The 25,307-nt window shown below is 69.4% G+C and carries 23 protein-coding genes and 2 pseudogenes; 13 read left to right on the plus strand and 12 right to left on the minus strand.

The features are described from left to right. The 6 genes from QQY66_RS27955 (at nt 1) to QQY66_RS27980 (ending at nt 4,176) form a co-directional block, all read left to right on the plus strand. Nucleotides 1–798: a type III pantothenate kinase gene (locus tag QQY66_RS27955; protein ID WP_301983037.1), complete on the plus strand. Its 798-nt coding sequence runs from the start codon at nt 1–3 to the stop codon at nt 796–798. Nucleotides 799–1,503: 705 nt separating this feature from the next. Further along, on the plus strand, nt 1,504–2,223 hold the full coding sequence (locus QQY66_RS27960; protein WP_301987518.1) for a hypothetical protein: 720 nt from the start codon (nt 1,504–1,506) through the stop codon (nt 2,221–2,223). 79 nt (nt 2,224–2,302) lie between these two features. Next, on the plus strand, nt 2,303–2,482 hold the full coding sequence (locus QQY66_RS27965) for a hypothetical protein (RefSeq protein WP_301983038.1): 180 nt from the start codon (nt 2,303–2,305) through the stop codon (nt 2,480–2,482). A gap of 125 nt (nt 2,483–2,607) precedes the next feature. Further along, nucleotides 2,608–3,072 carry a BlaI/MecI/CopY family transcriptional regulator gene (locus QQY66_RS27970; RefSeq protein WP_301983039.1) on the plus strand — a complete coding sequence of 155 codons (465 nt, stop codon included), beginning with the start codon at nt 2,608–2,610 and terminating at the stop codon, nt 3,070–3,072. A 9-nt stretch (nt 3,073–3,081) separates the two neighbouring features. After that, on the plus strand, nt 3,082–3,615 hold the full coding sequence (locus tag QQY66_RS27975; RefSeq protein WP_301983040.1) for an amino-acid N-acetyltransferase: 534 nt from the start codon (nt 3,082–3,084) through the stop codon (nt 3,613–3,615). 225 nt (nt 3,616–3,840) lie between these two features. Next, the gene (locus tag QQY66_RS27980) at nt 3,841–4,176 is read left to right on the plus strand and encodes an Lsr2 family protein (RefSeq protein ID WP_210577987.1); all 336 of its coding nucleotides are present in this window, start codon (nt 3,841–3,843) and stop codon (nt 4,174–4,176) included. A 9-nt stretch (nt 4,177–4,185) separates the two neighbouring features. Here QQY66_RS27980 and QQY66_RS27985 read toward each other — a convergent pair whose 3' ends face one another. After that, a complete protein-coding gene (locus QQY66_RS27985; protein WP_301983041.1) occupies nt 4,186–4,821 on the minus strand; it encodes an SCO3374 family protein in 636 nt (211 codons plus the stop codon). A gap of 432 nt (nt 4,822–5,253) precedes the next feature. On the opposite strand from QQY66_RS27985, the gene QQY66_RS27990 reads away from it, so the two are divergent. Next, entirely contained in the window at nt 5,254–7,779 is a 2,526-nt protein-coding gene (locus QQY66_RS27990) for an ATP-dependent Clp protease ATP-binding subunit (RefSeq protein ID WP_301983042.1), read from the plus strand. A gap of 117 nt (nt 7,780–7,896) precedes the next feature. Here QQY66_RS27990 and QQY66_RS27995 read toward each other — a convergent pair whose 3' ends face one another. The 3 genes and pseudogenes from QQY66_RS27995 to QQY66_RS28005 form a co-directional block, all read right to left on the minus strand. Then, complete coding sequence (locus QQY66_RS27995) at nt 7,897–11,109, minus strand: serine protease (RefSeq protein ID WP_301983043.1); 3,213 nt, start codon at nt 11,107–11,109, stop codon at nt 7,897–7,899. A gap of 98 nt (nt 11,110–11,207) precedes the next feature. Then, nucleotides 11,208–11,540: pseudogene (locus QQY66_RS28000) on the minus strand (trypco2 family protein); the annotation flags it as partial. A 159-nt stretch (nt 11,541–11,699) separates the two neighbouring features. After that, nucleotides 11,700–12,329: an HAD family acid phosphatase gene (locus tag QQY66_RS28005; RefSeq protein WP_301983044.1), complete on the minus strand. Its 630-nt coding sequence runs from the start codon at nt 12,327–12,329 to the stop codon at nt 11,700–11,702. 433 nt (nt 12,330–12,762) lie between these two features. Here QQY66_RS28005 and QQY66_RS28010 point away from each other — a divergent pair, with 433 nt between their 5' ends. Next, the gene (locus QQY66_RS28010; protein WP_301983045.1) at nt 12,763–13,350 is read left to right on the plus strand and encodes a M23 family metallopeptidase; all 588 of its coding nucleotides are present in this window, start codon (nt 12,763–12,765) and stop codon (nt 13,348–13,350) included. Between the two features lie 335 nt (nt 13,351–13,685). Then, nucleotides 13,686–14,501, plus strand: a complete 816-nt coding sequence (locus QQY66_RS28015; protein ID WP_301983046.1) for an IS5 family transposase — start codon at nt 13,686–13,688, stop codon at nt 14,499–14,501. Here the strand turns inward: QQY66_RS28015 and QQY66_RS28020 are convergent. Then, nucleotides 14,473–14,943, minus strand: coding sequence for a hypothetical protein (locus QQY66_RS28020; protein WP_301977011.1), 471 nt, complete (start codon nt 14,941–14,943; stop codon nt 14,473–14,475). The two genes, QQY66_RS28015 and QQY66_RS28020, sit on opposite strands and share 29 nt — an antisense overlap. 116 nt (nt 14,944–15,059) lie before the next feature. Further along, entirely contained in the window at nt 15,060–15,656 is a 597-nt protein-coding gene (locus tag QQY66_RS28025; protein ID WP_301983047.1) for a TetR/AcrR family transcriptional regulator, read from the minus strand. 121 nt (nt 15,657–15,777) lie between these two features. Between QQY66_RS28025 and QQY66_RS28030 the strand changes: the two genes are divergently transcribed. From QQY66_RS28030 to QQY66_RS28040, 3 genes are all read left to right on the plus strand, one after another. Beyond that, entirely contained in the window at nt 15,778–17,352 is a 1,575-nt protein-coding gene (locus QQY66_RS28030; RefSeq protein WP_301983048.1) for an MDR family MFS transporter, read from the plus strand. An 83-nt stretch (nt 17,353–17,435) separates the two neighbouring features. Then, nucleotides 17,436–17,858, plus strand: a complete 423-nt coding sequence (locus QQY66_RS28035; RefSeq protein ID WP_301987519.1) for a helix-turn-helix transcriptional regulator — start codon at nt 17,436–17,438, stop codon at nt 17,856–17,858. 56 nt (nt 17,859–17,914) lie between these two features. After that, nucleotides 17,915–18,346 carry a VOC family protein gene (locus QQY66_RS28040; protein ID WP_301983049.1) on the plus strand — a complete coding sequence of 144 codons (432 nt, stop codon included), beginning with the start codon at nt 17,915–17,917 and terminating at the stop codon, nt 18,344–18,346. Between the two features lie 5 nt (nt 18,347–18,351). Here QQY66_RS28040 and cseC read toward each other — a convergent pair whose 3' ends face one another. The 5 genes and pseudogenes from cseC to QQY66_RS28065 form a co-directional block, all read right to left on the minus strand. Next, nucleotides 18,352–19,695, minus strand: a complete 1,344-nt coding sequence (gene cseC / locus QQY66_RS28045; protein ID WP_301983050.1) for a two-component system sensor histidine kinase CseC — start codon at nt 19,693–19,695, stop codon at nt 18,352–18,354. Nucleotides 19,696–19,703: 8 nt separating this feature from the next. Continuing rightward, nucleotides 19,704–20,408 (minus strand): two-component system response regulator CseB, encoded by a 705-nt coding sequence (cseB, locus tag QQY66_RS28050; protein WP_301983051.1) that lies wholly within the window; start codon nt 20,406–20,408, stop codon nt 19,704–19,706. Between the two features lie 147 nt (nt 20,409–20,555). Then, nucleotides 20,556–21,119 carry a hypothetical protein gene (locus QQY66_RS28055; protein ID WP_301987520.1) on the minus strand — a complete coding sequence of 188 codons (564 nt, stop codon included), beginning with the start codon at nt 21,117–21,119 and terminating at the stop codon, nt 20,556–20,558. A gap of 101 nt (nt 21,120–21,220) precedes the next feature. Beyond that, nucleotides 21,221–21,769 carry a SigE family RNA polymerase sigma factor gene (locus QQY66_RS28060; RefSeq protein ID WP_301983052.1) on the minus strand — a complete coding sequence of 183 codons (549 nt, stop codon included), beginning with the start codon at nt 21,767–21,769 and terminating at the stop codon, nt 21,221–21,223. A 244-nt stretch (nt 21,770–22,013) separates the two neighbouring features. Further along, nucleotides 22,014–22,948, minus strand: a pseudogene (locus tag QQY66_RS28065) (A/G-specific adenine glycosylase). 204 nt (nt 22,949–23,152) lie between these two features. Between QQY66_RS28065 and QQY66_RS28070 the strand changes: the two are divergent. Further along, nucleotides 23,153–24,013 (plus strand): hypothetical protein, encoded by an 861-nt coding sequence (locus QQY66_RS28070; protein WP_301983053.1) that lies wholly within the window; start codon nt 23,153–23,155, stop codon nt 24,011–24,013. 111 nt (nt 24,014–24,124) lie between these two features. Here QQY66_RS28070 and disA read toward each other — a convergent pair whose 3' ends face one another. Continuing rightward, nucleotides 24,125–25,249, minus strand: a complete 1,125-nt coding sequence (disA, locus tag QQY66_RS28075) for a DNA integrity scanning diadenylate cyclase DisA (RefSeq protein ID WP_301983054.1) — start codon at nt 25,247–25,249, stop codon at nt 24,125–24,127. Nucleotides 25,250–25,307: the final 58 nt, after the last annotated feature.

Below are 25,307 nucleotides of genomic sequence, written 5' to 3' on the forward strand. Positions count from 1 at the left end.
ATGCTCCTCACGATCGACGTCGGCAACACGCACACCGTCCTCGGCCTGTTCGACGGCGAGGACATCGTCGAGCACTGGCGGATCTCCACGGACGCACGCCGTACGGCCGACGAGCTGGCGGTACTGCTGCAGGGCCTCATGGGCATGCATCCGCTCCTCGGAGACGAGCTGGGCGACGGCATCGACGGGATCGCGATCTGCGCGACCGTGCCGAGTGTGCTGCACGAGCTGCGTGAGGTGACGCGGCGGTACTACGGCGATGTGCCGGCCGTACTGGTCGAGCCGGGCGTCAAGACGGGCGTGCCGATCCTCACCGACAACCCCAAGGAGGTCGGCGCGGACCGGATCATCAACGCCGTGGCGGCGGTCGAGCTGTACGGCGGGCCCGCGATCGTCGTGGACTTCGGTACGGCGACGACGTTCGACGCGGTCAGCGCGCGCGGGGAGTACATCGGCGGGGTCATCGCGCCCGGTATCGAGATCTCCGTCGAGGCGCTCGGTGTCAAGGGCGCGCAGTTGCGGAAGATCGAGGTGGCGCGGCCGCGGAGCGTGATCGGCAAGAACACGGTCGAGGCGATGCAGTCGGGGATCGTGTACGGGTTCGCCGGGCAGGTGGACGGTGTGGTGAACCGGATGGCGCGGGAGTTGGCCGAGGATCCGGATGATGTGACCGTGATCGCTACGGGTGGGCTGGCGCCGATGGTGCTGGGTGAGTCCTCGGTGATCGATGAGCATGAGCCCTGGCTGACGTTGATCGGGCTGCGGCTGGTCTACGAGCGGAACGTCTCGCGCATGTGACCCCGCGTCCGGCGCGCCCCAGACTTTCCTCGCCCCCGCCGCCCCTACCCGTCCCATCCCTGGGGGCTGCCGCCCCCAGACCCCCGCTTCGGCCTGAACGGCCTCGTCCTCAAACGCCGGACGGGCTGAATTGTGCGGACCGGCGTCCCGAAGTGCCGGGCGGGTTGGATGATGCGGCTCGGCGCTGAGATGCCGGGCGGGCTGGCTTGTGTGGGCCTGCGCTGGTGGTACGCCCTCGGCGGGTGGGTGAGGGCTCGGGATGGCTTCCCGCGGCGTCAAACGCCGGGCGGGCTGGATGATGCGGCTCGGCGCTGAGATGCCGGGCGGGCTGGCTTGTGTGGGCCTGCGCTGGTGGTACGCCCTCGGCGGGTGGGTGAGGGCTCGGGATGGCTTCCCGCGGCGTCAAACGCCGGGCCGGTTGGATTGTGCGGGCCGGTGCTGGGCGCCCCGGGCGAGAGGCTCGGGATGGCATGTGTCGTACTGAAGCGCCGGACGGGCTGGGCGATGGCGGGCGGCATGGAGAGGCACCGGGTGAGCTGCAGTGTGCCGACCGGAACCGAGTAGTCAGGGGGGCGGGACGGTGGGTCTCGTGGTTGTCGCGTCCGGGTGGGTGGCTCTTGCGCCACACCCGGGGGATGTGGCCGGGATTGTCTGATTAGCGCGTATCGTCACCTCATGCCCACGCCATACGGATACCGCGGCGGCATGGCGTTCGGTGTGGAGGAGCTGCGTGTGCTCCGCCGCGCTCTCGCCCTCGCCCTTCAGCCCAGCCCGGTCTCGGCCGAGGACGTCCAGGACTGCCTCCGCCTTGCCGAGTCCCTCGACGAGGCGATGCGTGAGGGGGCGCGGATGCGGGCCTTCCTGGTGGCTGACGTCGCCCGGTACCGCACCGCCCTGCCCGGCACCGCCGCCGGCTACCTCGCGCTGCTGGGGGAGGCGCTGCGCGCGGGGTACCGGCCCGTCCCCGACGACCTCACCGCACTCCGGGCGCTGCGCGGCAACCCTGCCGCGGCCGCCCTCCTCGACCGCTGCCGAAAGCTCGCCGGGCGGGAGCAGCGGGACCGGCGTGACCAGCAGGACGGGCGGGACCAGCAGGACGCGCGGGATGAGCCGGGTGGGAGGGGCGTACGCGCCCGTCTCGCGCCCCGTGCGGGGCGATCCCCGACGCCCCTCGTACTCCGCGCCCCGGCCTCCCGGACGCGCCTCACAGCCCTTCCCGGCGGTCTCGCCGCGGACGCGAGGGAGGAGCCCGTACGTAAGCCCGAGAAGAAGCCCATCGAGAAGCCGGCCCCCAAGCCGCCCGCCCCCGCCCCTGCCGCCCCGAAGCCCGCTCGCCCCATCCCCACCCCGGGCGAGGTCTTCCCGCGCCGCAAACCCGCCCCGCCACCCGCGAACCCGTCACGGCAGCTCGTCGTCGCAGGCTGAGTGCCACGCTTCGGTACAGGCAGGCGAAAACCCTCAACCCGGCACCGTCCGCTCCCCGCCCCGTGGCTACCCTGGTCGCATGGACTATGTCTCCGCGCTGCTGCCCCCGGCCGTGATGGCCGTGTTCTTCATCGGTGTGATCCGGGTGATCGTGAGGAGCCAGGGCGGGGCCAACAAGGCCAAGGAGGACGCGGCCGTCGACGCCGCCATCGCGCGCGTGGAGGGCGCCCGCCAGACCCCCTCCGGCACCGACGCCTGACGTACGGCGTACGGCTCCCGTGCCCCACGGGCACTTTCGAGCCGTACGCCCTTTTCGTTCCCGTTTGTTCTCCATGTGCCCGTCCCGGACGCCAATACGGAGATCTCCCACTATTGTGTCGAGTTGTGCCTCGCCCATTGGGAGAACTCGAAGACGCGGTCATGACGCGGGTGTGGAAGTGGAACCGCCCGGTGACCGTTCGAGAAGTCCTCGAAGATCTTCAGCAGGAACGGTCCATCGCCTACACCACGGTGATGACCGTTTTGGACAATCTCCATCAGAAGGGCTGGGTGCGCCGCGAGGCGGAAGGCCGGGCCTATCGATATGAGGCGGTCTCCACCCGGGCCGCCTACGCCGCCGCGCTGATGAACGAGGCCTGGTCGCAGAGTGACAACCCGGCCGCCGCTCTCGTCGCCTTCTTCGGGATGATGAGCGACGAACAGCGGCAGGCCCTGCGGGACGCCATCCGCGTCGTCGGAGACCCGGAAGAATCCGCCGAACCCACCGAAGAGGCCGGCGCCACCGATAGCGCCGAACGCGATACCGGCGGGGAGAACCCCGGCTCGGCGCCGGAGGCGGGCGGGCGATAGCGTCCGCTCATGTCAGCAGAGCGTCCCGAAGTCACCGCAAAAGCCATCACTGTCCGCCGGGCCCGCACCCGCGATGTACCGGCGGTGCGTCGACTCCTCGACACCTACGTCCGCGACCGGATCCTGCTCGACAAAGCCACGGTGACCCTTTACGAGGACATCCAGGAGTTCTGGGTCGCGGAACGGGACGACAACGCCGACGTGGTCGGCTGCGGCGCGCTGCATGTGATGTGGGAAGACCTCGCCGAAGTGCGCACTCTCGCGGTGAAGCCCGGCCTGAAGGGTGCCGGTGTCGGGCATCAGTTGCTGGAGAAGTTGCTGCACACGGCGCGCTGGCTCGGCGTTCGGCGCGTATTCTGCCTGACCTTCGAAGTGGACTTCTTCAGCAAGCACGGCTTCGTCGAGATCGGCGAGACACCTGTTGACACCGACGTCTACGCGGAGCTGCTGCGTTCCTATGACGAGGGCGTCGCGGAGTTCCTCGGTCTCGAACGAGTGAAACCGAACACCTTGGGCAACAGCCGGATGCTTCTGCATCTGTGATCGCCAACGAGATTTCAAGCGGACTGTGCTGCCCAGGTTCCCTATGTCCGAAACGCGCATGTTTCCGGACCGGTGATGACCTGTGGGTCTCTCCCGGGGGTTTGTGTTTTTCCAGCAAAAGCGGTTTGCTTTCCGATGTACTGCAGTACTGCATATAACAGGGGACGGCGAAACGGCAGACGCCGCAGACCCCAGGCCCTCAAGTTATCGATGAAAGGAAATCCGGTGGCACAGAAGGTTCAGGTCCTTCTTGTCGACGACCTCGACGGCGGCGAGGCGGACGAGACCGTGACGTTCGCGCTGGACGGCAAGACGTACGAGATCGATCTCACGACCGCCAATGCGGACAAGCTGCGCGGCCTTCTCGAGCCTTACGTGAAGGGTGGTCGGCGTACCGGGGGCCGTGCTTCGGGTGGACGCGGAAAGGCGCGTGCCGCTTCGGGTGGCAGCCAGGACACCGCGCAGATCCGTGCCTGGGCGAAGGAGAACGGTTACGAGGTCAACGACCGCGGCCGTGTTCCCGCGACCATTCGCGAGGCATACGAGAAGGCGAACGCCTGATCGCGAGGCCTATGACAAGGCCAATGGCTGAGCGCAAGCGCGCCGCAGCCGCAATCGGTGGCAGTGGGTTGCCACCGTGTCCAGAAGTCGCACGAGATCGGGGGCGTCTCCACCGCCCCCCAAAGCCGACAGCGTCGGCAGCGAGGCTTCGACCTCGCATCCCGGCTCGGGGGGTCGCAGCCACACGGCGGCCCCCCGGAGGGCTGCGGACCCGGTCGACGGCGGCCGGGCTCCCGTGGCGGAGCCCCATCCCGGAGGCACGGGTGCGTCCATGAGGCCGCCCTCGCCGGTAGCCGTCAGGTCGAGCGCCAGCGTGCCCCACTCCAGCCAGTCCAGCAGCCCGGGCAGCTCCTCCCTGCTGCCCGCGGCCACCAGCAGCCGCATCCGGTCGCCCTGTACGGCCACCGGGGAGCCCGGCGCCAGGTGGCGCAGCGCGGACCGGCCCGCCTCGGCCGGCACGTCCAGGACGTCGAAGCGCAGGCCCAGGGGAAGTCGTACGGGAATCCCGGGCACCGTGGCCCATCCCAGTTCGTTCTCGTACCACCGGCGGACCTGATCGCTCGGATCGAGCGGTCGCCGGGGGAAGGGGACTGCTGTGGAAACCGTGGAGATTGCGGGCGAAGCCGAGCGGCCGGTGGCAACCATGCCAAGCGCAACTGCCGAAGGAGCATGCGAGTTACGCTGGGTGTTCACGTGAGTGCACAGAGTGCTGGAAGAGGGGGCGTGAGGGGGTATGGGGTAGTGCAAGGTTGTTCGCCCGTAGCGGAGGGAACCCGTGCACGCGGCATGGACTGTCGGTGCGCGCGGGTAAGACATCCCTAGTGAGAGGGGGCGACACGCAGGACAGGGCGTCTCACGTTCGCCATCGGCGTACTGATGGTGAGGGTAACTGCCTGGCCTGCGGGAACATCGTCTCGCACCATCGGGTTGGAGCAGATGTCGGCGTTAGCGGGGTCAGGAGGCCATCGACGGTGTCGGCAGTTGGAATGAGCGGTCCCCGCTTGCGGGACTAAGCTGCGGAAGGACAGGGAGGGGAAGTTCCCCCCACTGCCTGACCGCTCTGAGGAGCGATTAACGATGTTCGAGAGGTTCACCGACCGCGCGCGGCGGGTTGTCGTCCTGGCTCAGGAAGAAGCCCGGATGCTCAACCACAACTACATCGGCACCGAGCACATCCTCCTGGGCCTGATCCACGAGGGTGAGGGTGTCGCCGCAAAGGCCCTGGAGAGCCTCGGCATTTCGCTTGAGGCGGTCCGTCAGCAGGTGGAGGAGATCATCGGTCAGGGCCAGCAGGCCCCGTCCGGCCACATCCCCTTCACTCCCCGTGCCAAGAAGGTCCTGGAGCTGTCGCTCCGCGAGGCCCTTCAGCTGGGCCACAACTACATCGGCACGGAGCACATCCTGCTCGGCCTGATCCGCGAGGGCGAGGGCGTCGCCGCCCAGGTCCTGGTCAAGCTGGGCGCTGATCTCAACCGAGTGCGGCAGCAGGTGATCCAGCTGCTCTCCGGTTACCAGGGCAAGGAGACCGCCACCGCCGGCGGGCCTGCCGAGGGCACCCCCTCGACGTCCCTGGTGCTCGACCAGTTCGGCCGGAACCTCACCCAGGCCGCTCGTGAGTCCAAGCTCGACCCGGTCATCGGGCGCGAGAAGGAGATCGAGCGGGTCATGCAGGTGCTGTCCCGCCGTACCAAGAACAACCCGGTCCTGATCGGTGAGCCCGGCGTCGGCAAGACGGCCGTCGTCGAGGGCCTCGCCCAGGCCATCGTCAAGGGCGAGGTGCCCGAGACCCTCAAGGACAAGCACCTCTACACCCTGGACCTCGGCGCGCTGGTCGCCGGCTCCCGCTACCGCGGTGACTTCGAGGAGCGCCTGAAGAAGGTGCTCAAGGAGATCCGCACCCGCGGCGACATCATCCTGTTCATCGACGAGCTGCACACGCTGGTCGGTGCGGGTGCCGCCGAGGGCGCCATCGACGCGGCTTCCATCCTGAAGCCGATGCTGGCCCGTGGTGAGCTGCAGACCATCGGCGCGACCACGCTGGACGAGTACCGCAAGCACCTGGAGAAGGACGCGGCCCTGGAGCGCCGCTTCCAGCCCATCCAGGTCGCCGAGCCGTCCCTCCCGCACACGATCGAGATCCTCAAGGGTCTGCGCGACCGGTACGAGGCGCACCACCGCGTCTCGATCACCGACGAGGCGCTGGTGCAGGCCGCCACCCTGGCCGACCGGTACATCTCGGACCGCTTCCTGCCGGACAAGGCGATCGACCTGATCGACGAGGCCGGTTCCCGGATGCGCATCCGCCGGATGACCGCGCCGCCGGACCTGCGCGAGTTCGACGAGAAGATCGCCGGTGTCCGCCGCGACAAGGAGTCCGCGATCGACTCGCAGGACTTCGAGAAGGCCGCCTCCCTCCGCGACAAGGAGAAGCAGCTCCTGGCCGCCAAGGCCAAGCGGGAGAAGGAGTGGAAGGCCGGCGACATGGACGTCGTCGCCGAGGTCGACGGCGAGCTGATCGCCGAGGTCCTCGCGACCGCCACCGGCATCCCGGTCTTCAAGCTGACCGAGGAGGAGTCCAGCCGCCTGCTCCGCATGGAGGAGGAGCTGCACAAGCGGGTCATCGGCCAGACCGACGCCGTCAAGGCGCTGTCGAAGGCGATCCGCCGTACGCGTGCCGGTCTGAAGGACCCGAAGCGCCCGGGTGGTTCGTTCATCTTCGCGGGTCCGTCCGGTGTCGGTAAGACGGAGCTGTCCAAGGCCCTGGCCGAGTTCCTCTTCGGTGACGAGGACGCGCTGATCTCCCTCGACATGTCGGAGTTCAGCGAGAAGCACACGGTGTCGCGTCTCTTCGGCTCGCCCCCCGGATACGTGGGCTACGAAGAGGGCGGCCAGCTGACCGAGAAGGTCCGCCGCAAGCCGTTCTCGGTGGTCCTCTTCGACGAGGTCGAAAAGGCTCACCCGGACATCTTCAACTCGCTGCTGCAGATCCTGGAGGACGGTCGCCTGACCGACTCCCAGGGCCGGGTCGTGGACTTCAAGAACACGGTCATCATCATGACGACCAACCTCGGCACCCGGGACATCTCCAAGGGCTTCAACCTGGGCTTCGCGGCCTCGGGCGACAAGAAGACCAACTACGAGCGCATGAAGAACAAGGTCTCGGACGAGCTCAAGCAGCACTTCCGGCCCGAGTTCCTCAACCGCGTCGACGACGTGGTCGTCTTCCCGCAGCTGACCCAGGACGACATCCTCGCGATCGTCGACCTGATGATCAGCAAGGTGGACGAGCGCCTCAAGGACCGGGACATGGGCATCGAGCTTGCCCAGTCCGCCAAGGAGTTGCTCGCGAAGAAGGGTTACGACCCCGTGATGGGTGCCCGGCCGCTGCGCCGGACGATCCAGCGCGAGATCGAGGACTCCCTCTCCGAGAAGATCCTCTTCGGCGAGCTGCGCCCCGGCCACATCGTGGTCGTGGACACGGAGGGCGAGGGCGAGGCCAAGACCTTCACCTTCAGGGGTGAGGAGAAGTCGGCGCTGCCGGACGTTCCGCCGATCGAGCAGGCGGCCGGTGGGGCCGGGCCGAATCTGAGCAAGGAAGCGTAAGCCTCACAGCGAAGGGGCCGGTGCCGTGAAGGCACCGGCCCCTTCCTGCTGTCCGAGCACCTTTGTGGTGCTCGGGCTCCTTCGCGGCGTTCAAGCCGACTGCCAGGCCCACTGCGTTCAGGCCAGCCCCACCGTCAGGCGCGGCAGGCTTGCCCGGAGCCGGGCCAGTCCCGGATCGTCCGCGTTCAGCCGATGCCCCCGCGCACACACCAGGTTGAGCGCGCCGAGTGAGGGAAACACCTCCGCCAGTACCTCCACACCCCGAAGCTCCGTCAGCTGCCACAGCTGCAGCGACCGTACCCCTGGCATGGCGCCGAACTGCCGGAGCTCGGCGAAGGTCCGGACGGTCGTGTCGACCTCGCGGATCCGCCCGGAATCACGGACGAACTCCCAGAACTCCGTGGGGTTCAGCGGCAGGGGCAGTACGACGGAGGTGAGCGCCTCCCACGCATCGAGCCCCCGCGTGTCCACCAGGCGCTGCGCGGTCAGCGCCAGTCGCTCGACCCCCCGATGCACGGGCAGGGACGTCACCGAGGTGAGTTGGGGTGTGGACAGGGTCAGCGAGGTGAGCGCGGGAATCTCCGCCAGCTTCCCCAGATCCTCGGGCTGCAACGGCACGCGCAGGGACAGATTGGTGAGCGCGGGCAGTTCGGCGACGGCCGAGATGTTCTTCAGGGCCGAGGCGTGCTCGGTCGCGCTGAGCTGATGCAGTTGCCGGCCGTGCGAGCGCAGGAAGTCCAGGTCCTTGAGGGCGGGCAGCCGTTCGAGGCGCAGCTGGCGCAGGGGCGGCAGCCGGGCGTCGGTGAGTTCGCGGGAGGTGAAGGGGCCGCTCAGGGCGAGCCGCCCGGCTGTCGGCAGCTCGTGCACCAGGTCCAGCTGTTCGCGGGTGCTCACCGGCAGTGCGCGGCTGGGCAGTATCCGGCTGAGTACCGAGCGGGCGTACTCGGCGGCGGGGAAGTTGTTCCACGCGTGCATCAGCCGCACCTGCACGATGCCCGGCAGCCCCGGAGTGCTCACCAGTCGTCGCGCGTACGGGATCGCCTCCGCGCCGCCGACTCTGCCGACCAGGTCGGCGACCGCCCGGCTCCGGGCCGGGCCCAGCTCCTTGGGGTCGGGCAGGAACTGAAGGACGTACGGCCCGAGCCGCGCGACCTGCGAGACGTCGTCCGGGGTGAGGGACCCCATGAGGGCGGCGATCCGTGCGCGTACCCGCTCCTGGAGGCGGGTGTCGAGCCAGGCGGCGTGCTGGGCGCACAGGGCGGTCAGCACGGACAGCTGGTTGCGCAGCGGCTTGGGGACGCCGGGGGCGTCGGCGCGGGCGAGGAGGCCCGTCAGCAGCTCGCCGATCTCCCGTCGGCAGTGGCCGGCGGCCAGCAGGATGACGTCCTGCCACAGCGTGTCGTCGGCGTTGCGGCACAGTTCCCGCAGCGATTCGCTCTCCACGAGTTCCTTGGCGGCGAGGAAGTCCTGGAAGGTGCGGTGGATGAACTGGTAGGAGTCGTCGCCGCGTTCCTGGAGCAGGCCGGAGCGGTTGAGCAGGTGGGTGAGGATGGCCTCGGGGGTGCCCTGGCCGCGGGCCCGTTCCATGCCGGCCAGCGCCGCCGCCAGCTGCGGCCGGGCCTGGCCGCGGGTGAACTCGGACTGGCCCCCGCGCACCAGCCAGACCGCGATGCGCTGGAGGATCTGGTGGTGCTCCTCGACGGTCAGGGTGATGCCGTCCGGGGCGTCCACCCGGCGCCGCCGGTCGCGGTGGCCGAGGAGCATCTCCAGGGCCGCCTCGTAGAGCCGGAACCGGGTCTCCGGCAGGAAGCCCTGATGCCGGCGGTGCAGCGCGCAGATCACCGCGCACAGCAGCGGGGTGCGGGCCAGGTCGCTGAGTGCGGGGTTGTGCCGGAACTGCTGGGAGAGGTCCTGTTCCAGCTCCTCGAGCAGTCTGTGGTCGTCGTCCTCCAGGCGGGCTGCGCGATGCCAGGACGAGATGAAGGTCTGGATGTCCTCGTCCCGCATCGGCAGCAGCCGCAGCTCCTCGAACCGCTCCTCCTCCAGCCAGTCCGGCTCCACCGCCAGGGGGCGTACGGTCGCCACACAGCGAGTGCGCGGGTAGCGCGCGAGCAGCGCGCACAGCCAACGGTGCGCCTCCTCCCGGTCCGCCTGCGGAACCTCGTCGAGGCCGTCCACCAGCAGCAGCGCGCGCCCCGCCTCCAGCACCCGGCCCGCCCAGCCCTCGGGCGGATCGTCGACCAGCAGCCGGGCGGCGTGCGGCAGCCCGGCGGGCGAGGGGAAGGCGCCGTTGTGGGAGTGCAGGGTGCGCAGCGGGACGACGAACGGGACCAGGCCGTTGAGCCCCGCCAGGGTGGAACCCAGAGTGCCGGCGGCGGTGTGCGCGGCCAGCCACCACACCAGCGTCGTCTTGCCCGCGCCCGCCTCACCGCGCAGCAGCACGCGCGGACGGACCGACAGCAGGGTGTCGATGCGCTGCGGAGTGCGCCCGGTCGTGGAGAAGGGCTGCCGCGTCGTGGCCGTGTCCAGGTTCCGCGCGGCCGCCTCGGAGATCCGCGGAACCGCCTCCAGGCTCAGATAGGCGGTGTTCAGGTCCCATTCGGTCTCGCGGCGCGTGAGATCGTCCAACCCGAAGATCCGCATCCGCCGGAACGCTATCCCGACGGCCCGCGCGTAATCGCGCTCGTACGCGCTGTCCTGGGGATGGTGGCGCGTGATCGGCTCGGTGTCCGGGATGTCGTACGGCACTCCCGTCAGGTTTCCTATCGGGACGCCCTCGGCGCGTAAGTGGCCCCGGCCGCGCGGGATCGAGGTGACGATGCCCAGCAGGACGTCGCCCGCGAAGACGGGGGCGCCGGACAGCCCGGCCAGCGGGCTGGGGCCCGGCGCGGGCGGCTCGGTCGCCGGGGCGTGGTCGAAGGAGAAGGTCAGCACCGAGCGCGGGTGGGCGGCGGCGGGCAGGACGCTGCCGGTGAACTGGTCGGTGGCCAGATGCCGTCCGGCGTACCGCTGGATGTCCGGGTAGCCGATGATCTCGCAGTCCGGCAGCGCCTGTTCGGCGGTGAGGTGGCCGACCCGGACGTGGGTCGAGCAGGGCAGTTCGTCGGCGGTGAGGAGCAGCGCGGCGTCCTGCTCGGGGTCGGACCAGACGACCTCGGCGGGCGTACGTCCGCTGCGCCGGGGGTGGGCGACCTCCGGCCTCGCCTTCGCGATGTCGCCGAGGACATGGGCGCAGGTCAGCACCAGACGCCCGTTGAGCGCGACCCCGCTCCCCTGCCGGTCGCCGAGCACCACGACGGCGCGGCTCGCGGGGGAGTCCCCGGGGGTCATCGGGCGGGCGGCGCGGGGAATGGGAACGGGACGGTGTTGCCGGGGCCCGCGTCACTTCGGCGGTCGTCCTGGCCGAAGCCCGTGTCACCTTCCCGGTCACCGTTGCCGAAGCCCGCCGTGCTGCCCCGGTCGTCGTTGCCGACCTGCCAGGGCGCGCTCGTCCGGGAGTCGCGCGGGGTGAGGGTGAAGGCGATGCGATGCGTACGGCCCGTGCTGCGTGCGGTGTCGGCGCCGGCCTCCGCGACCCAGGCCCGGACCTTGCCACCGCCCTTGGTCTCCTTGCGCAGCTCCACGGTGAACTCCATGTCGATGGAGCCCACTTCGAAGGAGACCGGCTGCCCCGTGGCGCGGGTGGCCGCCTCGATGAGCTGGTCGCGGACAGAGGCGATGGCATCAGCGAGATCGATGCCGTCGACGGCGTGACCGTCCATGTGTCCCCCGTGGAGTGCGCGTCCGTACACCTGGAAGTCTTTGCAACCACCAAGATTTTACTGTGCTTTGGCGCATCGCATGAGGCTTCGTCAGCAACTCGGTCACACCTGGCGAAGGGGCCGGTGCACACACGGCACCGGCCCCTGAATCCCGCGCTCCTACGACAGCTGGCCGTCGTAGTCCGGCAGCTTGTACGTCTTCTCGGCGTGGCCGCCCGAGAGGTCGGTGGCGTTGTTGCCGATGTTCGCGATGATCGTGTAGCCCTTGTTCTCGATGTCGACGCGCTGGGCGGTCTTGTAGGCGGCGACGTTCTTGAAGAGGTCGAAGAAGTTGCGGACGTAGAGGCCGGAGACGTCGTAGCCCTCGTGCTTGAGGTTGTACTCGGTGGGCGCGTAGATGATGCCGGGGCGGGCGGTCACGAAGAAGAGGTCGACGCCGTGGGCCTGGGCGTACTCGGCAACCTCCAGGACCGGCTGGTTGGCCGGCTGCGGGTAGCTGAAGCCGAAGTCCGTCTCCAGGGTGGTGTTGTCGATGTCGAAGACGATCGCCTGCTTCTCGCCCGGCTTGGTGGCGGCGATGCGCTGCTTCACGTACGGCATCGCCTGGTCCATCACCGCCTGGCAGTCCTGCTGCCAGGTCGCGTAGTCGACGTCCTCGGCCGCGGCGGCGCTGACGGACGTGCTCGTGGCCGTCGCGGCCTGGGCGCCGGCGGGGACGGCCATCGCCGTGACGGCGACGGTGGCGACGGCGGTCATGCCGATACGGCGCTTCCAGGTGCCTCTGCTCATGGGAGTGGGGGTCCTCTCACGTCACACGTGCGCTGCCGGTTGTCGGGGGCATGCTCGTCTGCGGGGGTGGCGCGAGGGGAACCAGATGGTTACTTGACGGTAACTCCAGGCGAGATGCGGGTCACACCGCGAGTGGCCGCTCGGTGACAAGCCGCACAGGCGATTTGCCCGGTACTAGAGGGAATAGTGGAAACCCTCGGTTGGGCAAAAGGGACTATTGGTGCGGAGGGGTGGCGGAGTTCTGCCCTCATGGGTGGATTTGCGCTTGATGGTTGCTCTGTCAAGAACCGGGAAGTTTTGCGGTGAAGTACTAGTTTCCGTCGTAGATCGGGGGTTTGGGAGTCTCTGGGGGGTGGGGGTACCAAGGGGTGTCCCATCCGGCGACTGCCTGTGCGCCGGGTGGTTTTCTGTCCCCTTCCCCCGTGAGGTTCTGATGTTCCAGCGCGTCTCCGCCCGCTCTTCCCGTACGTCCCTGCTCCGCACCCGTGGGGCCGTCATGGCTGCCGCCGTCGGTGCCTCGGTCGTGCTGGGGGCCGGAGTCGCGACCGCCGCGCAGGGCACGGTCGCCAAGGCCGCGCCCACCGCCGCCGCGAAGAAGGCCACGTCCTGGGTCAAGCCGGTCGCGAAGTACACCAAGTCCGCGAGCTTCGCGGCGAACGGCGCCATGTGGCAGTCCACCCACAGCGGGCAGGACTTCGCCGTCTCCAGCGGCACCGTCGTCAAGGCCGCGCATGGCGGCACGGTCGTCAAGGCCGGCGGCAACGGCGCCGGTGACGGTCCCGCCTACGGCAACGCCATCGTCATCAAGCACGGCAACGGGACCTACTCCCAGTACGCCCACCTCTCGAAGATCAAGGTGAAGGCCGGCCAGATCGTGAAGACCGGCCAGCGGATAGCCCTGTCCGGCAACACCGGCAACTCCAGCGGCCCGCACCTGCACTTCGAGATCCGTACGACCGCGAACTACGGCTCCGCCATCGACCCGGTCGCCTTCCTGCGCGCCAAGGGCCTGGCGGTCTGAGCAGGTCAAGCAGGTCCAAGCAGGTCTGAGCAGGTCTGAGCAGGTCAAGCAGGCCTGAGCTGGTCTAAGACGTCATCCGCTTATCGATCACGGGGCTGGGCTGGTCGAACAGGGTTCCTGATCGGGTGATCGCGTGAGGGCCGACGCATGGCAGCAGGGCCTCTTGGTAGTTCGGGGGTGCGATCCCAACCGAGTACCAGGAGGCCCTGTTGCCGCAGTCTTTCGCGTCCGCGTGCGTGGAGTCCAACTCGCTGCCACCGTCGTGTGACTGCCTCGCGCACAGGTTCGGCAACGCGGCGGACGGGCCGGACCGCACCTCGAATTATGGCTCCGACATGACGGAGGCGGAGTGGCGGGTTATGCGGCCGTTGCTTCCGGTTCCGGCCTGGCTGGAGGGGCGGGGCGGACGGCCGGAGGGCTATTGCCACCGCGTGATGCTCGACGCGGTGCGCTATGTCGTGGACAACGGCGTGAAGTGGGTCAACCTGCCCGCGGACTTCCCGCCGTATCGACGCGTGCATGCCTTCGCCCGCCGCTGGCAGGTCACGGGGCTGCTCGCTGAACTCCACGACCGACTGCGCGACCGTGTCCGGGAGAAGGAAGGCCGCTTTCCGGACCCGACGGCCGCGATCGTGGACTCCCAGTCGGTGCGGGCGGCGGTGAACATCCCGCGCTCGACTTCCGGCTGGGACGGCGGCAAGAAGGTGGGCGGCCGCAAACGGCACCTGGTGGTGGACTGCCTCGGCCTGGTCCTGGCCGTCGCGGTGACCGCGGCAAGCGTCCAGGACCGCGACGCCGCCGTCCCGCTGCTTCAGCGGCTGCGACGGCAGCACTTCTCCATCCGGCTGGTGTGGGCGGACGGCGGCTATGCCGGCCGGCTCGTCGACTGGGCCCGCGAGAAGCCCCGGCTCACCCTTCAGATCGTCAGACGCACCGATGACACAGCGGGGTTCGTGGTGCTGCCGCGCAGGTGGGTGGTGGAAAGGACGCTCAGCTGGCTGATGCGCTCGCGGCGCCTGGTGCGCGACTACGAAACACTGCCGGCCATGCACGAAGCCATGGTGCTGTGGTCGATGACCATGCTCATGAGCGGTCGCCTGGCCGGACGCCGCCCGGCCGGCTTCAGACGGCCGACACCGCGAGAGCGGTGAACACGCCCGGCCGCACCTGGAGTGCCCACCCTCGCTCCACCAGGCGTTTCGCCTTCGAACGCAGTCCCTCGACCTTCGCCGGGATGGCCTCCAGCCCCAGCGCGACGGCCAGTTGCTGGCAGCGCATGCCCTCCCGACCCGCTTCAGACTCCAGCACCGACAAGATCCGCTGGTAGTCCGGCGCGAGGGTTGTCGCCGCCATGCCCGTCTCCCGCCGGGGCACCGTCGAACCCGCCACCGCGCCTTCCGTCGGCTCCGTGACCGCCGAAGACGGCCCGGCCAGCACCTCGGTCACTGTCACCCGGGCATCCACCAGCCGCTGAAGCTCGCGTTCCGCCTCACCGAGCGCGGCCTGCACCCGCTCGGCCTTCTCCCGCAAACGCGTGATCTCCTCCCGGACCCGCTTCTCCCTGGCCTCCAGCAGACCGAGCACCGACGCCACCAGCGACCTCCACGAGCCAGATGAGCGGACGAACCACGCCCATCTCTCCCGCCACGAACCGGAGTTCATGCCCACCCACCCGAACTAAACGATCACGTTCGGAAAGCGGATGGCGTCTAAGCCCTGCGGGAACCCGTGTGCGCCTGTGTCACCAGATCGATCGCGACCTCGAGTACGGCCTTGCGCTTGTCCTCGGGGTCGCCTTCGAGGTCCCGCAGGACGAACATCCCGGCGTGCATCGTGAACAGGGCGCTGATGCAGCGGACCTGGTCGACCAGGTCGGCGTCCGGGTCGATGATGATGTCCCGCATGCCCATCATGCGGTTCTTGAACATCTCGCCGATGCTCAGTTCCCGTACGGTCGCCTGGTTCTCCTGCATGAACTGGAACAGCGGCGCCGCCTCGTACAGGGTCTGGCTGTAGCGCCGTACGATCTCCTGCTTCGTCTCCAGGGTGTGCGGCTGCTGCCGGCCCCACTCGATCAGGCCCTCGATCGGCTTCGTCATGTCCTCGAAGAGGCTGACGATGATCTCTTCCTTGGTCTTGAAGTGGTAGTAGAGCGCCGCCTTCGTGACATCGAGGCGCTCGGCGATCTCCCGCAGGGAGGTCTTTTCGTAGCCCTGCTCGGCGAAGAGTTCGAGGGCAATGTCCTGGATGCGCTGGCGGGTGTCCCCGCGGCGCCGGTGCTTGGTGCCGTCCATGGTGCCGCCCATCCTCGTACTCCTCGGCTTTCCACAAAACTTACTTGACGACCGGCTAGTTACGCCTCTACCTTCCGAGTGTAGACAACTAGCCGGGCGGCAAGTAAGTAGCGGTGCCGGGGGAGTGGGAACGATGGCGGCGACAGAGACAGTCACAGACAAGGCGGGCGGTCAGCCCCGGAGCGTGCGGGTCGTGCTGCTCGCGCTGATGATCACGATGATGCTCGCGATGCTCGACAACATGATCATCGGCACCGCGATGCCGACGATCGTCGGTGAGCTGGGCGGGCTCGAGCATCTGTCGTGGGTGGTGACGGCGTACACCCTGGCGACCGCGGCCTCCACCCCGTTGTGGGGGAAGCTCGGTGACATGTACGGCCGCAAGGGCATCTTCATGAGCTCGATCGTGCTCTTCCTGATCGGCTCGGCGCTCAGCGGCATGGCCCAGGACATGGGACAGCTGATCGGCTTCCGCGCGGTGCAGGGCCTCGGTGCCGGTGGCCTGATGGTCGGCGTCATGGCGATCATCGGTGACCTCATACCGCCCCGCGAGCGCGGCAAGTACCAGGGCATGATGGCCGGCGTCATGGCGCTCGCGATGATCGGCGGTCCGCTGGTCGGCGGCACCATCACCGACCACTGGGGCTGGCGCTGGGCCTTCTACATCAATCTGCCGCTGGGCATCGTCGCGCTGCTCGCCATCAGTGCCGTACTGCATCTGCCGAAGAAGCGGGCGCAGACGCAGATCGACTACCTGGGCGCGGGCCTGCTGACCGTCGGCATCACCGCGATCGTGCTGGTCACCACCTGGGGCGGCACGGAGTACGCCTGGACCTCCGCGCGGATCATGGAGCTGATCGGCATCGGCGTCGCCGCGCTCATCGGGTTCGTGTTCTGGCAGACCAAGGCCGCCGAGCCGGTGCTGCCGCTGCACATCTTCCGCAGCCGGAACTTCACGCTGATGTCGGTGATCGGCTTCATCGTCGGATTCGTGATGTTCGGCGCCACGCTGTTCCTGCCGCTCTACCAGCAGTCCGTGCAGGGCGCGTCCGCGACCAACTCCGGGCTGCTGCTCCTGCCGATGCTCGGCGCGATGCTGGTGACGTCGATGGTCGCGGGGCGGGTGACCACCAACACCGGGCGGTACTACGTCTTCCCGGTCGTCGGCAGTGCGCTGATGGTCGTCGGGCTGTATCTGCTGTCGACGATGGACACGGGGACCTCGCGGCTCACGTCCGGTGTGTTCATGGCCGTGGTCGGGTTCGGCATGGGCTGTCTGATGCAGATCACCATGCTGGTCGCGCAGAACAGCGTGGAGATGAAGGACATGGGCGTCGCGTCCTCGTCCACCACCCTCTTCCGCACCCTCGGTTCCTCCTTCGGCGTCGCGATCATGGGCGCGCTGTTCAACAACCGGGTCCATGACGTCATGGCCGACCGGGCCGGCGCGCTGGGCTCCAAGGTGACCGAGCAGTCCGCCCAGGTGGACGCGGCGGGCCTGGCGAAGCTGCCGGAGGCGGCGCGTGAGGCCTACCAGCACGCGGTGTCGGCGGGCACCCACTCGGCGTTCCTGCTGGGAGCCGCGGCGGCCGTGATCGCGCTGGTCGCGGCGGTGTTCGTGAAGGAGGTGCCGCTGAAGGGGGCGGGGCCGAAGGAGGACTCCGCGGGCGGTACGGCGGTGCAGGCGCCGGTGACCGAGGCGGTCTGAGCGGGCGGTGAGTGAGCGGCCTCCGGGGTGTGGACCAGGGGGCCGTTGTCAGTGCCGCGTGCCACCATCGGGCCATGGACAAGATGCGGCCGCTGCGCCTGGCCAAGGACGCCATGGACCGCGACTGGGCCGAGCCGTCCCTCGACCTGGACGCGGTGGCGGCGCATGCCGGGTACTCGCGCTATCACTTCATACGGGCTTTCAAGGCGGCGTACGGCGAGACGCCCGGCCAGTATCTGACGCACCGCCGGATCGAGCGGGCCGAGGAGATGCTGCGGACGGCCGATCTGACGGTGACGGAGATCTGCAACCTGGTCGGCTTCAGCAGCCTCGGCACCTTCTCGGCCCGGTTCAAGGCGCGCACCGGGCTGACGCCGAGCGAGTACCGGAGCAAGCACGTGGGGCAGGGGGCCGCGCTGATACCCGGGTGTTACGCACTGTTCTGGGCCGGGGGATTCCGACGCCCTTCGGCCGGAGTGGACAGCAATTCCGGAGAAGCGGGCTGACCGGCGAGCTGCCTACGGTGACGGACAAGAGCCGACACCGACAGGAGAGCAGAGCCATGATCAAGGGCCTGGGCATCACCACCGTATGGACCTTCGACCAGCAGCGCACCAAGGCCTTCTTCACCGAGAAGCTCGGTTTCGAGGTGCGCACCGACCTGTCCATGGGTGACATGCGGTGGGTCACCGTGGGCGCCAAGGACCAGCCGGAGGTGGAGCTGGCGCTGATGAGCCTCGACGGGCCCGGGCTCGACCCCGAGTCCTCCGAGGCTCTGAAGACGCTGGTCGGCAAGGGGGTCATCGGCGCCGGGGCGTTCCGGACCGACGACTGCCGCGGGGACCACGAGACCTTCAAGGCACGTGGGGTGGAGTTCATCCAGGAGCCGCAGGAGCGGCCTTACGGCATCGAGGCGATCTTCCGTGACGACAACGGGAACTGGTACTCGCTGACCGAGCGGAGTGAGCAGCTGGACATGTCGAAGTCGTTCTGAGCCGCCTACGGCAACATCTGATAGCTGCCCGTGCTCGTCGGCGCATGCTCCGGCAGCCACAGCACGGCCACCGCGCCCTCCGCCGGCACGTGCTCCGGCGCGCCCGCCGGGCGGATGTTGCGGAAGGTCAGCCGGGCGCCCAGGACGCGGGCCTGGCCGGCGGCGATGGTCAGGCCGAGACCGTGGCCGTGGCCGGAGCGGTCGCTGCGGCCGGTGCGGAAGCGGCTCGGGCCTTCGGCGAGGAGCTCCTCGGGGAAGCCGGGGCCGTGGTCGCGGACCCGGATGACCCGGCCCTCGACGGTGACCTCGATGGGCGGCTTGCCGTGCCGGGCGGCGTTGGCGAGCAGGTTGAACAGCACGCGCTCCAGGCGCCGCGGGTCGGTGGTGACCTCCGACTCATGGACCACACGCACCTCGATGGCCGGGTCCTTCGCCGCCACCCGCCGGCTGACGAACTCGCCCAGCATGATGTCCTGCAGCTCGGCCCGCTCCGAGGCACCGTCGAGGCGGGCCACCTCCAGGACGTCCTCGACCAGCGTGCGCATGGCCTTCGCCCGGTCGAGGACCAGCTCGGTCGGCCGGCCCGGCGGCAGCAGCTCGGCCGCGGTCAGCAGCCCGGTCACCGGCGTGCGCAGCTCGTGCGCGATATCGGCGGTGACCCGGCGCTCGGCCTCCAGCCGCAGCTGCAAGGCGTCCGTCATGGCGTCCACCGCGCTGGCGAGGTCGTCGGTCTCGTCCCGTACGACACCGCCGATCGCGTCCCGCACCCGGACGTCGGTCTCACCCTTGGCGACCTGGTTCGCCGCGGCCGCCGCCTTGCGTAGCCGGCGCGACAGCTGGCCGCCGATGAGCACACCGAGCGCGCTGCCGCCGAGGACGACGGCGATGGAGCCTATGACGAGGGCCTGGTCGAGGTCGTTGAGGATGTCGGTGCTGCGGTCGGTGAACCCGGTGTGCAGGGACAGCACACGCCCGTCCGTGACCGGTACGGCGGCCCAGATGTCCGGCACGCCGCCCTTGTCGTCGGTCACATAGGTGGCCCGGCGGCCCTGCTCGACCTTCAGCCGCAGCTCGGGCGGCAGGTCCGGGTCGTTGATCTCGACGTTCGGGAAGTTCGGCCGTTTGGACAGCTCGTAGTTGCGCTGGGCGATCTGGATCCGCTCGTCGGCCAGCTCACGTGCGTTGTCCAGCATCGAGACCCGGGCCGCGTTGTGCACGACCAGGCTCAGTGCGATCGCCACCAGCGCACCGACGAACGCGATCGCCACGCTCAGCTTCCATCGCACGCCCGTACGGATACCCGTGCGTGCCCACCGCGCCGGGAGCAGGCGCCCCAAGATCCCCCGCATACCCCTGCTCAGGCCTTCAACTTGTAGCCGAAGCCGCGAACCGTCTCGATACGGTCCTGGCCGATCTTCGTACGCAGCCGCTGCACATGGACGTCCACCACGCGCGTGTCACCGCCCCAGCCGTAGTCCCACACGCGCTCCAGAAGCTTGTCCCGCGACAGGACCGTGCCCGGCGCCGACGAGAACTCCAGGAGCAGCCGCATCTCCGTGGGCGTCAGCGCCACCGGCTGCCCGTCCTTGCGCACCTCCATGCCCTCGGTGTCGATCTCCAGCTCACCGAAGGTCAGCATGCCGCCGGCCGACGAGGACTCGGGCTCCTCCGGCTGGCCGGCGCCGCCCGCGTGCCCGAAGCGGCGCAGCACCGCCCGGATCCGCGCGACCAGCACGGCACCGTCGAACGGCTTGGTCACATAGTCGTCCGCGCCGGCTTCCAGACCCAGCACGACGTCGATGGAGTCCGCCCGCGCGGACAGCATGATCACCGGCACCGTCGACTCGTCCCGGATACGGCGGCACAGGCTGACGCCGTCCAGGCCCGGGACCATCACGTCGAGCAGCGCGATGTCGGGGCGGTTCGCCCGGAACGCCTCCAGGCCGGCCAGCCCGTCGGGCATCGCGGTGACCGCGAAGCCGTCACGCTCCAGGGCGAGCTGCGTGGCCTCACGGATGACGTCGTCGTCCTCGACGAACAAGACGTGGGTCTGGTCTGCCATCCCGGTGCTCTCTGTCCTCGTATGGGTCTCGTGGTGCGTTCACTGTGCTGACGTAGGAATCGTGCGAGCGGTTCATCGTGCGGGGCGGTTCATCGTGCGGGCGATTCACTGAGTTGATCGTCCCGGCCCGCCCGATCGGTTCACGCCTCAGCTGGTCTCCGGTGTCTGGGTCGGATCCCCGCCGACGACGCTGCTGTAGTCATTGCGTGTGCGGTCCTCCTCGGTGAAGCGGCCCGACGCCAGCCAGCGGTACGTGATCACATACTGGGCGGACGGACTCGACACCGGGTCACCCTTCTCGTACACCTGCTTGGTCACCACCAGGTCGCCGCGGTCTATCTCGGCATAGACCGGCGGTTCCTCGGCCTTGAACACATTCTCGTACCGCCCGTCCTCCTCGCGATACACGTACGAGCCGACTCCTACCGCGTCTCCGCAGGTCAGCACATTGACGACGACATCCTGCGAGGGGCCTCCGGTCAGGTCGCCGTACGACACGTCGACCGGGTACTCGTCGCCGATACAGGGCTTCAGCTCGCGCTTGACCCCGGCCGAGACGGTCGGGTCGTCCTGCACCATACGGACGGCGTCCAGGCTGTCCGGGGTCGCGGAGGGCGAGGCGGGAGGTGACACGCTCGCGCCCGCCACCGGCTCGGCGTGTGCGGGGCCCTCGTCACGGGCGCCGGTGCCGCCGGTGCCGCAGGCGGACATGAAAAGGCCGAGGGCGGCGAGCACAGCCACCGCCGTGAACGCCGCCTGCAAGGTGCCCCGACCCGCGGTGGCCCGTTGGCCCGCTTCGGGATCCGCGTCGGTCAAGCCGCGCACCGCTCCTGCTCCTCACGCTCCAGCGCGCGTGCGTCCAGATCGCGGCGCTCCAGCTCCTCGCGGAGCCGGGCGAGCGCCCGGTGCAGCGTGCTCTTGACCGTTCCGGCCGACATGCCGAGGGCGGCGGCCGTCTCCTCCGTGGACATCTGCTCCCAGTGTCGCAGCACCACGACGCTGCGCTGCTTGGGAGCCAGCACCTTCATGATGTCCATCAGCAGGGCACGGTCCGCGTGCTGCTCGGTGGCGTCGTCGACGCAGGCGTCCGGGAGCTGCTCGGTCGGCACCTCCTCCAGCTTGCGCGCCCGCCACCACTCGGTCCGTGTGTTGATCATCACCCGGCGCAGATAGGCGTCCGCCAGCCGCTTGTCGGCTATGCCCTCCCAGCGGCCGTACGTCCGTACCAGCGCGGTCTGGAGCAGATCCTGCGCGTCGACCGGGTCCGGGACCAGGCGGCGGGCGCTGCGCAGCAGCGCGTCCTGCCGGGTACGGACGTACTCCTCGAACTCGAGCACCTCGCCCACCTCAAGCTCCGCCATGATCAACCGCCTCCATGCCCGTTTTTCTGTAGCTGTGCCGCCCCGTCGGGCACGGAAATGAAGCTACGGAGGCGTTGTCACGGCGCTGTGCGAAGCAGCCTGCGGCTAGCGCTCGGCTGTCCGTCAGTTGTGTAACAGCGGTAGGACGGACATAAACATGCAGGTGGGATGGGGTTGGTATGGGGTGATTTGGGGTTAGGTGGGGCTGAGGTTTCCCTGTGTTGCGTTGTGACGCGGCTGTACGTCAGCTCAGCGGCAGCCGGTACAGACCCCCCGCCAGCGGCTCCACCAACCCGTCCGCGACGAGGCCGTCGAGGGCACGGGCGCGCTGCACCGGCTCGTGCCACACCCGGTCGAGGACGGACTGCGGGACCGGCGCGTGGGCGTCGCGCAACACGGCGAGGAGCTTGCCGCGTACCTGGCGGTCGGTGCCCGCGTACGTCTGCCCGCGGCGCGGCGGCCCTTCGTGCTCGGGCTTGCCCGCGAGCTGCCAGGCGCACTGGGCGGCGATGGGGCAGCGGTGACAGGTCTCGTTCTTGGCGGTGCACACCAGCGCGCCGAGTTCCATGGAGGCGGCAGCCCAGCGGGCGGCGGTCCGCTCGTCCTCGGGCAGCAGCGCGCGGGCGAGCTTGCGCTCGGCGGCGGTGGTGGCGTTCGGCGGGTACTGGATGCCGGTGACCGCGCGGGCGAAGACCCGGCGGACGTTGGTGTCGAGCACGGCATGCCGCTGGCCGTACGCGAAGGAGGCGACCGCGGCGGCCGTGTACTCGCCGATGCCGGGCAGCGCCAGCAGCTGGGCGTGATCCGTCGGTACGTCACCGCCGTGCCGTTCCGCTATGGCGACAGCGGCGCCGTGCAGCCGCAGCGCGCGGCGGGGGTAGCCGAGCCGGCCCAGGCGCGGACGGCCTCGCCGGGAGCCTCCTTCGCCAGGTCGGCGGGGCGGGGCCAGCGGGCCAGCCACTGCTCGTAGACGGGCAGGACGCGGTTGACCGGGGTCTGCTGGAGCATGAACTCGCTGACCATCACCCCCCATGGCCCGGCCTCCGGCCGCCGCCACGGCAGATCGCGGGCGTGCTCGTCGAACCAGGCGATGACGGGGGAGTGCAGGGGCTCGCCGAGAAGACGGTCGGCGGCGGTGTCGGCGCGGTGCGGGGGCTGGGGCATCGTGGGCGCAGTCATGGCCTTCAGATCCTGCCACGGCGTGCGGCTCTTGGGCTGCTTTGGCCACGGCCGGTCGGTGGGTCGCCGGTGTGACGGCGGTCGTGGGTGTGCGCCGCATCCCCTGCTGTTCGGTGGCGTTGGGCGGAATGATGATCTGGAAAAGTTGACGCGGGGCGGCGGGTGGAGGCAGCGACGGCGCCGATCTCTCGTACAGTTTGCGCCGTGGGATCTCTGCGCAATCCGGTCGGGCCGCTTCCCTCCTCCATCTACTGGCGACGGAGGGCCGTAATGCTGTCTGTGATCGCCCTGTTGGCCTTGCTGATCACCTGGATCGTCACCATGGGCGGAGGCGGCGGCAAGAACGGCGCCGACGGCGCCAACGGCGACTCAAGTCCCACGCCGTCCACCATCACGCCCGGGCCGTCCGGCTCCGGACCCGCGATCAGCCAAGCGCCGGGCGGGCGCGACGAGACGGGGGACGGGGACTCCAACGGGTCCTCTTCCGGGTCGGATTCGGGCGGCGGGGACACGGGCGGAACCTCCGACGGGGCCAACGGTGACAGCGGGGGCGGCGACGGGTCCGCGGGTGGCGGGTCCGAGGGCGGTGCCGGTAGCGGTGGTGGTGTCGGTAGCGGTGGTGGTGTCGGTACGGGGGACACGCTCCCGGCCGGGTCGACGCTGCCCAACTGCACCACCGGAGCGGTCAAGTTGAGCCTGCGCAGCGTGCACAACGCGTATGGGCCGGGGCAGACTCCGACGCTGGTACTGACCGCGACGAACTCCTCCGCGGCCGACTGCAAGGTCGATCTCGGGCCGAAGAGCACAGTGTTGACGATCACTCAGGCAGGCGAGGACGACGACTTCTGGTCGTCCGAGGACTGCCCGAAGTCCTCCGGGAGCCTGCTGTACCGGGTGCCTGCCGGCAGCAGCATCACGTACACCGTGGAGTGGGACCGGAGGGGGAGTGCTCCGCAGTGCGCGACGCCTTCGGTGGGGGCGGCAGGGGCGGGGACGTATTTGGTGGAGGCTACGGCGCCGGGGTTTGCGAAGGTGCAGACGTCGTTTGTGCTGGAGAAGGACTGAGCGTTGCGCTCCGCGTGGGTGCCGCGATTCGCCGTTCGGCGTCTGCGGGGCCGTTGCGGCTGGTCGCGCAGTTCCCCGCGCCCCTGAAGGGGCGCTGCAGCAACTGCGTGACTAGACGTACCGCTCCAGGATCGAGCTCTCCGCCAACCGCGACAGTCCCTCCCGTACGCTTCGCGCCCTTGCCTCGCCGACCCCGTCCACCGTCTGCAAGTCGTCCACGCTCGCGGCGAGGAGTTTCTGCAGGCCGCCGAAGTGGTCTACGAGGCGGTCGATGATGGCGCCCGGGAGGCGGGGGACCTTTGCCAGGAGGCGGAAGCCGCGTGGTGATACCGCGGTGTCGAGGGCTTCGGGGGAGCCGGTGTAGCCCAATGCCCGGGCCACCGTGGGGAGTTCGAGGAGTTCGGCGTGGGCGAGCGCGTCCAGTTCGGAGAGGGCTTCCTCGACTGTGCGGGAGCGTTTCGCGGTGGGCTCGGGGACGTAGTCCCGGACGACCAGCTCGCGCTCGGGCTCCACGCCGGCGATCAGCTCGTCCAGCTGGAGGGCCAGGAGCCGTCCGTCGGTGCCCAGTTCGACCACATACTCGGCGATTTCGGTGGCGATGCGGCGCACCATCTCCAGGCGCTGGGCGACGGCCGAGACGTCCCGGACCGTCACCAGGTCCTCGATCTCCAGCGCTGACAACGTTCCCGCGACCTCGTCCAGGCGGAGCTTGTACCGCTCCAGGGTCGCCAGCGCCTGGTTCGCTCGGGACAGGATCGCCGCCGAGTCCTCCAGGACGCGGCGCTGGCCGTCGACGTACAGCGCGATCAGCCGCATGGACTGGGAGACGGAGACGACGGGGAAGCCGACCTGCTTGGAGACCCGGTCTGCCGTGCGGTGCCGGGTGCCCGTCTCCTCGGTCGGGATCGTCGCGTCGGGGACGAACTGCACGCCCGCCCGCAGGATCTTCGACAGGTCCGAGTTGAGCACGATGCCGCCGTCGAGCTTGCACAGCTCGCGCAGCCGCGTCGCCGTGAACTCGACGTCCAGCACGAATCCGCCCGTGCACATCGCCTCGACGGTCTTGTCGAAGCCGAGCACGATGAGACCGCCGGTGTTGCCGCGGAGCACCCGCTCAAGGCCGTCGCGCAGGGCCGTGCCGGGTGCCACGGCGCTCAGTGAGGCGCGCATCAGGCCATCGGCACCGGAACTCCCACCGGACTTTCCGGGAGCTGCTGCCCGGTCGTTGGCTGCCACTGCACTCCTCCGGTCGCAGGTACTTCTGGCACTCCCGTTTCGCACACTCGGTTCGTAC

The sequence above is a fragment of the Streptomyces sp. DG2A-72 genome (assembly GCF_030499575.1).
In the GTDB taxonomy this organism is placed as follows: domain Bacteria; phylum Actinomycetota; class Actinomycetes; order Streptomycetales; family Streptomycetaceae; genus Streptomyces.